The following is a 12,205-nucleotide window of genomic DNA, read 5'->3' as shown; positions in this document are numbered from 1 at the left end:
CAAGGCAATAAAAAAAGGCGCGCCATCTTCGCGATGGCGCGCCTTTCAGAACGTGCGGGAGGGATTAGCTGCCAGCGACCGTCATGCGTTCGATCAGCACCGAACCCGTGCGAATATTGCTGCGCAGTTCCAGGTCGTTACCCACGGCAACGATCTGCTTGAACATATCGCGCATATTGCCGGCGATGGTCACTTCCTGGACGGCGAACTGAATCTCGCCATTCTCCACCCAGAAGCCCGCCGCACCCCGCGAGTAGTCACCGGTGACCATGTTTAGGCCATGGCCCATCAATTCTGTCACCAGCAACCCGCGCCCCATCCGCCGCAACAACGCCGCCTGGTCTTCATCACCGTGGGTCACGAACAGGTTATGCACACCGCCCGCGTTAGCGGTGCTTGGCAGGCCCAGCTTGCGGCCGGCATAAGTACCCAGCACATAGGACACCAGCTCACCCTTCTCGACAAACGGCTTGGCATAGGTGGCCAGGCCATCGCCGTCGAACGACGAACTGCCCATCGCGCGCATCAGATGCGGGCGCTCGTCGATGGTCAGCCACTCGGGGAACAGCTTCTGGCCGATGGCGCCTTCCAGGAACGAAGACTTGCGATACAGGTTGCCACCGGAAATCGCGCCCAGGAAGCTGCCGAATAAACCACCGGCCAGCTCTGCGGAAAACAGCACTGGCACTTCGCAGGTCGGCACCGGGCGCGCACCCAGGCGGCTCGCAGCCCGTTGCGCCGCACGCTGGCCAATGCTTGCGGGGTCTGCCAGTAAATCGCCTTGGCGGTTTACGTCGTACCAGTAGTCACGCTGCATCTGCCCATTGGCTTCGGCGATCATCACGCAACTGAGGCTGTGACGCGTGGAGGCATAACCACCGATAAAGCCATGGCTGTTGCCGTAGACGCGGCAACCCTGATGGGTGCTCAAGGTAGTGCCGTCCGCATTCTTGATGCGGGCATCGGCATCGAACGCTGCCGCTTCGCAGGTCAGCGCCAGCTCGATGGCTTGCTCAGGGGTGATATCCCAGGCATGGAACAGGTCGAAATCCTGCACATCCTTGGCCATCAGCGCCTTGTCGGCCAGGCCCGAGCTTTCATCCTCGGAGGTGTGCTTGGCAATCGCCAGTGCTGCGGCGACGGTCTCGCGAATCGCCTCCGGACCACTGGCCGAGGTGCTGGCCGAGCCTTTGCGCTGGCCTGCATACAAGGTAATGCCAAACCCTTGGTCGCGATTGAATTCCACGGTTTCCACTTCCCGCTGGCGCACCGAAGTCGACAACCCTTGCTCCAGCGACACCGCCACTTCACAGGCGCTGGCCCCCTGGCGCTTGGCTTCGGCAAGGATCTGCTCGACTTGTTCCTGCAGTGCCGGTAACGCTTGTGGACCGACGCTTTGGGCTGCACTCATGGTTTTCTCCACTCAAATTCTGCTTTCGGTTAAGGCCATCGAGCGACCGGGCCGGACAAGCGGCCCCCGACTGGTTATCATGGCGGCGTTTCTTTGCGGACTGCCACCATGGTTGATTCTTACGACGACTCCCTCGATGGGGAGAAAAGCAAAACCCAGGTCAAACGTGAGCTGCATGCTCTGGTTGACCTTGGCGAGCGCCTTACAACGCTCAAAAAGGATTTGGTTGCCAAACTGCCACTGACGGACGAAATGCGCCGGGCCCTGGCCGATGCACCCAAGCACACCGCGAATATCGCGCGTAAACGGCACATCTCGTTTATCGGCAAACTGATGCGCGACCAAGACATTGACGCCATTCTGACTTTGCTCGATCAAACCGATGCCTCCACTCGCCAGTACAACGAACGCTTCCACAACCTGGAACGTTGGCGTGACCGCCTGATCTCGGGCGATGACGCGGTGCTGGAGAAATTCGTACTGGACTACCCGGACGCGGACCGCCAGCAATTGCGCTCCCTGATCCGTCAGGCCCAGCACGAGCTGGCGCATAACAAGGCGCCGGCCACCAGCCGTAAAATCTTCAAGTACATCCGTGAGCTGGACGAGACTCAACGCGGTCTGCGCTGATCCTCCTCCCCGGGTGGCGGTCTTCGCCACCCGAAGCTCCGGCTCCTACGATCCCGTGCCACCCACGGTAATCGCATCAATTTTCAAAGTTGGCTGGCCAACACCTACCGGCACCGACTGTCCATCCTTGCCGCACGTGCCCACGCCGCTGTCCAGCGACAGGTCGTTACCGACCATCGACACCTTGCTCATGGCTTCCGGCCCGTTACCAATCAGCGTCGCCCCTTTGACCGGCGCGGTAATCTTGCCGTCTTCGATCAGGTACGCCTCGCTGGTGGAGAACACGAACTTGCCGCTGGTGATATCCACCTGGCCGCCGCCGAGGTTGGCGCAGTAGATACCGCGTTTTACCGAGGCAATGATTTCTGCCGGATCGCTTTGACCACCGAGCATGTAGGTGTTGGTCATGCGCGGCATCGGTAGATGCGCATAGGACTCACGACGACCGTTACCGGTGCGCGCCACGCCCATCAGGCGGGCGTTGAGCTTGTCTTGCATGTAGCCCTTGAGCACGCCGTTCTCGATCAGGGTGGTGCATTCGGTCGGCGTGCCTTCGTCATCGACGCTCAGCGAACCACGGCGGCCGGCCAGGGTGCCGTCATCGACAATGGTGCACAGCTTGGACGCAACCATTTCGCCCATGCGCCCGCTGTAGGCGGAACTGCCCTTGCGGTTGAAATCGCCCTCCAGGCCATGGCCCACGGCTTCGTGGAGCAACACGCCAGACCAACCCGAACCCAGCACCACCGGCAAGGTGCCGGCCGGCGCGGGAATCGCTTCCAGGTTGACCAATGCCTGGCGCAGCGCCTCACGGGCATAGCCCATGGCACGGTCGTCAGCAAGGAAATAACGGTAGTCGGTGCGCCCACCGCCGCCATGTCCGCCGCGCTCGCGGCGCCCGTTCTGTTCGACGATCACACTCACATTGAAACGCACCAGCGGCCGTACATCCGCCGCCAGCCCACCGTCGGTTGACGCCACGAGGATGCGCTCCCACACGCCAGCCATGCTCACGGTCACTTGCTGGATACGCGGGTCCAAGGCACGGGTAGCAGCGTCGATACGCTTGAGCAGCTCTACCTTTTCCGCACGACTGATCACTTCCAAGGGGTTATCCGGCGCATACAACTGCGCCACGTCCTGGGTACTGAACGCCTGCACCGTGCCATTCTGCCCGGCACGGGAGATCGAACGGGCGGCACGCGCCGCCAGGCCCAGGGCCTCTAGGGTGATCGCATTGCTGTAGGCAAATCCGGTCTTCTCACCCGATTGCGCGCGAACGCCTACGCCCTGGTCAAGGTTGAAACTGCCTTCCTTGACGATCCCATCTTCCAACGCCCAGGACTCGGAAATCTGCCCCTGGAAATACAGGTCAGCCGCATCGATACCCGGCCCGGCCAGATCGCCAAGTACGGTTTGCAGGCTTTCGATGGTCACGCCACCGGGTGCCAGGAGGTGATCACTGACTGAGGACAACAACTCGCTCATAGGTTTGGCCTTAAATTCATCGTTCTGAAGCAGGCCGCTGCGCGCCCTGCGAGAAAAAGCGCCGGTGATTGGCCACCGGCATGCGCGCCCGTATCGACGCCTGTTCACTGCTATCGCGTTCGGCCATTAACACCGCTTCGCCTTCATCCTGTTGCGCCAGCACTCGGCCCCAAGGGTCGACAATCGCCGCATGGCCAAACGTTTCCCGTGGGCCTGGGTGCACACCGCCTTGGGCGGCTGCCAGCAGGTAGCACTGGGTTTCGATGGCACGTGCGCGAATCAGCACATCCCAGTGTGCAGCCCCGGTCACCGCCGTGAAGGCCGAGGGCGCGGTAATCAGTTCAGCCCCCGCCGCACGTAACTCGCTGTACAGCTCGGGGAAACGCAGGTCGTAACACACCGTCAACCCCACACGGCCCACCGGCGTATCCGCCACCACCACATGGTTACCGAAAGCATAGTCGTCAGATTCGCGATAACGACCGCGAGCATCCGCCACGTCCACATCAAACAGATGGAGTTTGTCGTAGCGAGCGACGATTTCACCCTGATCATTGATCAGCAGCGAGCAAGCATTGGGTTTGGCGTGGGGCTGGTCCTTGGGCGGCAGCGGCAATGTGCCGGCCACTATCCATAAGGTGAGGTCGCGGGCGGCCTGTTTCAACCAGGGCAACACAGGCCCTTGGCCCAACGCCTCGGCGCGGCCAATGTCGGCCACGTCGCGGCGCCCCATTGCGGCGAAATTCTCTGGCAGCACCGCGAGTTTCGCACCATCGGCCGCCGCCTGCTCCAGCAGGCGACGCGCCTGGGCGAGGTTGGCCAGCACGTCACTCTGGCTGACCATTTGAATTACCGCAAAGGACATGGGCCGACACTCCAGACAGGGCATGGGGCCATGCTACTCCACAGGCTCTCAGTTTGGCTTTTCAAATGGCTTGTCGAAGGTGATTTTTGGATCCTTCCAGGGGCCTTGCACCTTGTATTGCACACTGGCGAAGCGCGAAACCCGGTCACCGATCAGCTTGTCGATCAAAAACAGCGCACCACCAATGGCCGGCGCACCGACAATCAGCGCCGCAATCGGCAGGTTATTGGTCACAGGCAAGGTGACCAGCAATTTGGCGTCGACGCGATCGGCCACCAGATCCAGGGTGCCGTTAAGCTCCAAGTTGGTGGAAGGCCCGGTCATGGTGATGGGCTCGCGGGTCACGAACACGCCATTACTGGCGGCCAACAAGCCTTTGACCCGGTCGTAGCTCAAGCCCTTGCCGAACAAGTCGGAAAAGTCCAAACGCAAACGCCGGCCAATGGAGTTGAAGTTAAGCAGGCCAAACACTCGCAACGCCTGGGCCCCGCCCTCCACTTCGACGAACTGACCTTTACGGAACGCGGCATCCAGGCTGCCGGAAAACCGCTTGGGCCCGACCCAGGCCGGCGACCCCGGCCAGCGGCCATCCACGTCCAGATGAAAGTCTTCGCTGGTCACCGTAGGCGCAAAACCCCAGCCCTTGAGCACGTCGGCAATGTTGCGGCCATCAAGGCGGCCCTTGTACCAACTGCTGCTGGCGCCTGGCGCACCTTCCCAACCCCCGGCGCCCTTGAGCAGCATGCCCTTGAGGCCAAGGTCGAGGTTATTGAAGGCCAGCCCTTTGGCGGTGGGGCGGATCCTCAGCGACCAGGCCCCGATCAGGTCCGAGCCCTGGAAAAGCTGGTCGACGGCAATATCCAGCGCCGGAATGCTTTTTGGGTCGATATCGGCCAGCGGGTCCGGCGCGTTTTCGTCCGCCTGCGCGGTCGGGTCTGGCGCAGGCAATTTCACATACTTGAGGTTGACCGCAATCGGCGCGCCTTTGGCGTCCGGCAGGTTCACCGCGCCCTTGGCTTGCTGGCTATCGAGTTGCAAGCCCCAGGCCGCTGGTTTGCGATCGAGCTGCAAGCTGACCTGATCAAACTGGGTACCAAACCCGGTCAGTTTGCCCACCTTGAAGTCCGCACCGCTGAGCAGCTGCTTGGCATTGCCACCTGGATCATTGCCCGCGTAGCGATCCACAAGTTTCTTCCAGGGATCGATATCCAGTTCCGACAGCACGCCACGAATGCGCAGGCCCTTGGCACCGGGCAACATGGCATCACCGTCGCCGAGGAACAGTTCGCCGCGGCCATCATTGAACTTGTCCGGCGGCGCGGCAAAAGTGAAATTCGCCAACTCGCCGTAATCAAACCAGTAACGGCGCTCAGCACCCTGCAAGGTCATGCGAAAGGTGCTGTCACGCCCCTGGCTGGCGGGCATGCCGAACGGTGCCGGCAGGTCCACCGCGACACCCTTGAGGTTGGAGTTGACCATCAACTGGCTGTCCGCGCCGTCGAGGATCACTTGCAACTGGTACGGAATATCGCCGGAGACCGGCAACGGCTGGCTGATTTTCAACCAGTCCGTAAGGCGCTTGACGGTGACCTGGCCATTGGCAGTCACCCGCGTGCTGATATTGCCCGGTTTGCCTTCGGCAAAGATCTGCGCCGTGATGGGGCGGTCGAACGCCTGGGCCGAGATCTTCTGCCCGCTCAGGCCCTTGGCGCTGTCGAAGCGAAAATCACCCTTGAGCTGGGTCAGGTCCAGCGGCGGCTCGGCCAATTGCAGACGTGCCTTGTCGGTCTTGAAGTCCACCAAGATCTTGGGCTCAGTGCCTTTGGCCAGCGGTACGTCCAGGTCCAGGCTACCTTGCAGGTCGCCCTCGCCTTTCCAGCCGGCAAACGTAGACGCCGTGCCGATAGGGGCTTCTTGAAGGATCTTCAGGCCGTCGCCCAAACCGCCGGAGAACCCGCCCGTGAGCAGCAGATGACTGTCCCCGCCCGCTGGGGCGTGGGGGATATTGACGTAGACATCCTCGACCTGGGTGTCGAGCAACTGGCCCTTGCTCGCCAGAATGCGTACGCCGCTCTCCTCGACAAACACTTCGCCATTGACCTTGTTCACATGAGGCCAGCCCGGCTGGAAGGCGAGCTCGGCATCATGCACCTTGAAGAACAGGCTGATATTGCGCGATGCGGGCAGCGCATTGTGGCTGAGCGAGCCCTGGTACTGGAAGAAGCCTTCGTCCACCGCGCCCTTGAGGATCGCCGTGCGCAGCCATTCATCCAGCGCCGGGCTCAACACGGCGGGTAGATACTTGGGGGTGAAACGGCCATCGCCATCGACCATGCCGACCCGCAGGTCCATGTAGTCTTCCTGGCTGTGGTCGAAATGCAGACGAATCAGGAAGTCCGCCGCCACCTTGCCTTCCTCGCCCAGTACCTTGATATACGGGGCGATCAGGGTGAAGCCTTGCTTGTCCAGCTTCCAGGTCAGGCGCGCATTCGCCTGGATGTACTGCCACGGCTTGGCGAAGATCGGATACAGATGCAAGGAAAAGTCCTTGCTGTCCATGCGCAACTCACCCTGGCCCAGGTCGCCACTGATGCTGCCGGACACATTGCGTGCGGCCGGCGCGCCAAAGTAGGCATCGAAGCCGACACGCTCCAGGTTGGCGGCAAAACTGAGTTTGCGGTCGGTGGTGTCTTGCGGTCGGAAGTCCACCAGCACATTGCGTAACAGGCCAGTGGCTTTGAGGTGTTCGACGGCCTTGGCGAAACCGTCTGGCAGCGGCGCCAAGGCGTTGAGCAACGGGGTAATGGGGGTCAGGTCGAGGCGGTCGGCCTGCAATTTCCACACTTCCTGTTCCTTGTCGGTCGCCAGGCTTTGCTGCAATTGCAGGCGCGACTCCCAGCGGGTTTCGCCAATGTTCATCGCCAGGGAATCAAACAGCACCTTGAGGCCAGCGTCACTGCGCTGCAGGTAGGCGGTCAGGGCCAGGTTTTCAAGGTGCACCGGCTTACGGTCGGCGTAACTGCCCTTCACTTGGGGCGAATTGAGGCGTACCGCCGCGCTTTGCACCGTGCCTTTGGCCCAACTGAGCCAAAACTCGCCGCCAGCCTTCAATTGCGTCAGCTTCCATTGCTGGGTCAGTTTGGCGGGAATCCACTTGGCCCAGTCGCTTTGCGGCAGGCTCAGGTAGGCATCGACCTCAGCGTCTTGCCACTGGCTGGCACGAATGCGGCTACGCAGGCTGACCGCCAACGGTTGGCCATCGGGCAATGTCAGGCGAGCGTCCAGACGCTGCTGGCTCATGCCGGTATGCAGGCTCAGGCCCACATAGGTCACGGTCACTGGTGCCTGGTCGAAGGGTTGCAGGGTCACCTGGCTGTCCAGCACCGACACGCGCTTGACCATTTGCATGCGCGTCAGCAGTTGTTGCGGGTCCAACGGCTGGTCGTCCTGCACCGGCAAGCCTTGCAGGGTCCAGCGGCCGTCCTGGTCTTCCTTGACACTCAGTTGCAAACCACTGACTTGCAGATGGGCGATACGCACTTCGCGGGCCAACAGACTGGCCCACATATCCGGCACCACTTCCACCTGGTCCAGGCGCAAGGCACTGCTGCCCTCGCCGACCATGACGTCGTGGGCCAGCAATACCGGGGCAAACCCGCTCCAGCGGCCTTCAAGGCTGCCGATATGCAGCGGCGTATCCAGCGCAGCCTGGGCCTTGGCCTCGACTTCGGCGCGGTATTCGGCCACCAGCGGGGTGAGTTCGCGCCCCAGGCTCACATACACCGCCGCCAATACCAGCAACAACGCACACAGGCCCAGGCCCCAACGGGTCAAGGCGGCAAAAAAGCGTATCAGACGCTCCATGTCAGGCGACCCTCAAAAAACGGTTAGCGGACGGCAGATCAAGGTCTGCCGGTCTCGAAGAAAATGCACAGTTGGGGATCAGAGCAACACCACGTCGTATTGTTCCTGGGAATACATGGTTTCGACCTGGAAGCGAATCGTGCGACCGATAAAACTTTCCAGTTCGGCGACGTTACCGGACTCTTCGTCCAGCAGGCGATCCACCACCTTCTGATTGGCAAGCACTCTATAACCTTCGGCCTGATAGGCGCGTGCCTCCCGCAGGATCTCGCGGAAAATCTCGTAGCAAACCGTTTCCGGGGTCTTCAGTTTGCCGCGCCCCTGGCAACTGCTGCACGGCTCGCACAGTACCTGTTCCAGGCTTTCACGCGTGCGCTTGCGGGTCATCTGCACCAGGCCCAACTCAGTGATGCCGATGATGTTGGTCTTGGCGTGATCGCGCTCCAGTTGTTTTTCAAGCGTACGCAGCACCTGGCGCTGGTGCTCTTCATCTTCCATGTCGATGAAGTCGATGATGATGATGCCGCCCAGGTTACGCAGGCGCAGTTGACGGGCGATGGCCGTGGCCGCTTCGAGATTGGTCTTGAAGATCGTCTCTTCAAGGTTGCGATGGCCCACGAAGGCACCGGTATTGACGTCGATGGTGGTCATGGCTTCTGCCGGGTCTACTACCAGGTAGCCGCCGGACTTGAGTGGCACCTTGCGCTCCAGGGCTTTCTGGATTTCGTCTTCGACGCCATACAGGTCGAATATCGGCCGCTCGCCGGGGTAGTGTTCCAGGCGATCGGCGATTTCTGGCATCAACTCAGCGACAAATTGCGTGGTGCGCTGGAAGGTTTCCCGCGAGTCGATGCGAATTTTCTCGATCTTCGGGCTGACCAGATCGCGCAACGTGCGCAACGCCAGGCCAAGGTCTTCATAAATAACACTGGGCGCGCCGATGGTCTTGATCTGCGCGTCGATCTGATCCCACAGGCGCCGAAGGTAGCGAATATCCATGAGGATCTCGTCAGCGCCAGCGCCTTCTGCGGCGGTGCGCAGGATAAACCCGCCCGCTTCCTTGATGCCCTCGGCGGCGACGCAGTCGCTGACCACCTTCTTCAGGCGCTCGCGCTCGGCTTCATCTTCGATCTTCAAGGAAATGCCCACATGGGCGGTGCGCGGCATGTACACCAGATAGCGCGAGGGAATCGACAGCTGGGTGGTCAAGCGGGCGCCCTTGGAACCGATGGGGTCCTTGGTGACTTGCACCACCAGGCTCTGGCCCTCGTGCACCAGAGCGCTGATGCTTTCCACCGCAGGGCCCTCGCGCAAGGAAATTTCCGAGGCATGGATAAACGCTGCACGGTCCAGGCCGATGTCGACGAAGGCCGCCTGCATGCCCGGCAATACGCGCACCACCTTGCCTTTGTAGATATTGCCGACGATCCCGCGCTTCTGGGTGCGCTCGACATGCACTTCTTGCAGAACACCGTTCTCTACCACCGCCACGCGCGATTCCATCGGCGTGATATTGATCAGAATCTCTTCACTCATGGCTGGGTCTCGTTCAGGCGTTTTCACAATAGTGACCGTTCGCTTAAGGCTTGGCGCTGGAATACGGCGTTCAGCACACGGTAAGGTTTTGCCAACAGGGTATGCCGAATTGGGCGAGCAGTTGCGCGGTTTCGCAGACTGGCAGGCCCACCACGGCGGAATAACTGCCATTCAGCCCGGCCACAAACACCGAGCCCAGCCCTTGGATAGCATAGCCGCCGGCCTTGTCCTGCGGTTCGCCACTGTGCCAGTAGGTGGTAGCCTCCCGCACAGAAACCTCGCGGAAACGTACACGGCTGCTGACACATCGGGTTTCACATTGCTGGCCGTCGGTCAGGGCGATGGCGGTGAGCACTTCATGCTCGCGACCGGAAAGGGCCATCAGCATGGCCAGTGCATCAGCCTGGTCCACCGGCTTGCCCAGGATCCGCCCATCGACAATCACCGCCGTGTCGGCCCCCAGTACGCAGGTGCCCGAGGTGTGGCCAAGCGCGACAAAACCTGCCGTCGCCTTGCCCCGCGCAAGGCGCTCGACATAGGCAACGGCAGGTTCGTCGTTCAGGGGAGTTTCATCAATAGCGGCGCTGACCAGGGTGAAGGGCACACCGATCTGGGCCAGCAGTTCACGTCGCCGCGGGGAGCCCGAGGCCAGATAAAGCGAATTCATTGCAGACTCTCCCTGTGGGGTTCGATAACCAGGCAGAGCCTCGCAATCCATTCAATTGATTTTATAGCGACGACGCAGCCCACGCAGGCCAAAACTGATCCAGGGCCATAACAAGGCGCTGACCAGCGCCGGCAGAACCAAGGCCAGGGTCGGCTGGCGGTTGCCGGTCAACGCGCTGAGCCATAGTTGCACCAACTGCGCCAGGCCGAATATCACCAGGATCACCAGGCACTGCTGCCACATCGGGAACATGCGCAAGCGCTGCTGCAGCGACAGCACCAGAAAGGTAATCAGGGTCAGGATCAACGCGTTCTGGCCCAGCAAGGTGCCATACAGCACATCTTCGGCCAACCCCAGGCACAGGGCCGTGACCATGCCCACCTTGTGCGGCAGGTTCAATGACCAGAACGCCAGCAACAAGGCCAGCCAGAGCGGGCGCAGGATTTCCATGAACTGCGGCAGCGGCGAGACGCTGAGCAGCAAGCCGATGGCGAAGGTCAGCCAGACGATCCAGCCATTGCGTGAATGAGTACCCGCCATTAGTCCCCCCTCTGCGGTGTGGTGGCCGGAGCGGCGGTCGGTTTAGCCGGGCGCGCGTTATGCGCGGCAGGTTTGGCCGGCGTTGCCACAGGTGCTGCAGCTGCCGGTGCAGGTGACGTGGCTGGGGCGGGTGCAGGTGGGCCAACAAAAGCAGGTTTTGGCACCGTGGCCGGCACGATAGGCGCGGTGCCATTCTGCTGGTCCTCCGCTTCCTGGGCCTGGGCAGCGTCGTTAGCGCGCTCTTCCGGGGTGCGGTTGTCGCTGAACACCAGCAGCAGGTAACGGCTGCGGTTCAGCGCGGCAGTCGGTACCGCCCGAACGATAGCGAACGGCTGGCCGGAATCGTGGATCACCTCTTTGACCGTCGCCACCGGATAACCCGCCGGGAAGCGCTGGCCCAGGCCAGAGCTGACCAACAGGTCGCCCTCCTTGATGTCAGCGGTGTCGGCCACATGGCGCAGTTCCAGGCGTTCCGGGTTACCGGTGCCGCTGGCAATCGCGCGCAAACCGTTACGGTTGACCTGTACCGGAATGCTATGGGTCGTGTCCGTCAGCAACAGCACCCGCGAGGTGTAGGGCATCAACTCCACCACCTGGCCCATCAGGCCACGGGCATCGAGCACCGGCTGGCCAAGCACCACACCGTCGCGCTCACCCTTGTTGATGATGATGCGGTGGGTAAAGGGGTTGGGGTCCATGCCGATCAGCTCGGCCACTTCGACCTTTTCGTTGACCAGCGCGGAAGAATTGAGCAACTCGCGCAGCCGAACGTTCTGCTCGGTGAGGGCCGCCAGCTTTTGCATGCGCCCCTGCAACAGCAGGTTTTCAGTCTTGAGTTTTTCGTTCTCGGCGACCAGTTCGGTGCGGCTGCCAAATTGGCTGGACACGCCTTGGAAGAGACGTTGCGGCAGGTCGGTGATCCAGTAGGTCTGCATCAACACCAGCGACATCTGGCTGCGCACCGGCTTGAGCAGTGCAAAGCGGGCATCGACCACCATCAGCGCGACCGAAAGCACGGTCAGCACCAATAAGCGCACACCCAATGAGGGGCCTTTGGCGAAAAGCGGTTTAATAAGCCGCTCCTCCCAGGCAAATGTTCTCTTTATTCATACGGCATCAAACCGGCCTGGATGCAGATTGAAGAAGATAAACGCCAACAGGCAGCACTGCAAAGTGCTGCCTGCCGACGAAGCATGAACCATCC

General features: G+C 61.4%; 9 protein-coding genes. 1 reads left to right on the top strand and 8 read right to left on the bottom strand.

Annotated elements, in window-relative coordinates:
- Window positions 1–64: 64 nt before the first annotated feature.
- Window positions 65–1,411 (bottom strand): metalloprotease PmbA, encoded by a 1,347-nt coding sequence (gene pmbA, locus BT204_RS13030; RefSeq protein ID WP_034126305.1) that lies wholly within the window; start codon window positions 1,409–1,411, stop codon window positions 65–67.
- 108 nt (window positions 1,412–1,519) lie between these two features.
- On the opposite strand from pmbA, the gene yjgA reads away from it, so the two are divergent.
- The gene (gene yjgA / locus BT204_RS13025; RefSeq protein ID WP_003188568.1) at window positions 1,520–2,041 is read left to right on the top strand and encodes a ribosome biogenesis factor YjgA; all 522 of its coding nucleotides are present in this window, start codon (window positions 1,520–1,522) and stop codon (window positions 2,039–2,041) included.
- A 45-nt stretch (window positions 2,042–2,086) separates the two neighbouring features.
- Here the strand turns inward: yjgA and tldD are convergent, their stop codons facing one another.
- The 7 genes from tldD to mreC form a co-directional block, all read right to left on the bottom strand.
- Window positions 2,087–3,529, bottom strand: a complete 1,443-nt coding sequence (tldD, locus tag BT204_RS13020) for a metalloprotease TldD (RefSeq protein ID WP_003188566.1) — start codon at window positions 3,527–3,529, stop codon at window positions 2,087–2,089.
- 16 nt (window positions 3,530–3,545) lie between these two features.
- Window positions 3,546–4,394: a carbon-nitrogen hydrolase family protein gene (locus BT204_RS13015; protein ID WP_072447083.1), complete on the bottom strand. Its 849-nt coding sequence runs from the start codon at window positions 4,392–4,394 to the stop codon at window positions 3,546–3,548.
- A gap of 48 nt (window positions 4,395–4,442) precedes the next feature.
- On the bottom strand, window positions 4,443–8,258 hold the full coding sequence (locus tag BT204_RS13010; RefSeq protein ID WP_072447081.1) for a YhdP family protein: 3,816 nt from the start codon (window positions 8,256–8,258) through the stop codon (window positions 4,443–4,445).
- Window positions 8,259–8,336: 78 nt separating this feature from the next.
- Window positions 8,337–9,794 (bottom strand): ribonuclease G, encoded by a 1,458-nt coding sequence (rng, locus tag BT204_RS13005; RefSeq protein WP_003188562.1) that lies wholly within the window; start codon window positions 9,792–9,794, stop codon window positions 8,337–8,339.
- A 70-nt stretch (window positions 9,795–9,864) separates the two neighbouring features.
- On the bottom strand, window positions 9,865–10,461 hold the full coding sequence (locus BT204_RS13000) for a Maf family protein (protein WP_054897022.1): 597 nt from the start codon (window positions 10,459–10,461) through the stop codon (window positions 9,865–9,867).
- Between the two features lie 51 nt (window positions 10,462–10,512).
- Window positions 10,513–11,001, bottom strand: coding sequence for a rod shape-determining protein MreD (mreD, locus tag BT204_RS12995; RefSeq protein ID WP_072447079.1), 489 nt, complete (start codon window positions 10,999–11,001; stop codon window positions 10,513–10,515).
- Complete coding sequence (gene mreC, locus BT204_RS12990; protein WP_072447076.1) at window positions 11,001–12,074, bottom strand: rod shape-determining protein MreC; 1,074 nt, start codon at window positions 12,072–12,074, stop codon at window positions 11,001–11,003. Before mreC ends, mreD begins: the two co-directional genes overlap by 1 nt.
- Window positions 12,075–12,205: the final 131 nt, after the last annotated feature.

It is taken from the genome of Pseudomonas sp. NFPP02, from assembly GCF_900119355.1.
Lineage (GTDB): Bacteria > Pseudomonadota > Gammaproteobacteria > Pseudomonadales > Pseudomonadaceae > Aquipseudomonas > Aquipseudomonas paracarnis.
The sequence above is the reverse complement of the archived record's forward strand: the minus strand, read 5'-3'. Positions and strand labels throughout refer to the sequence as shown.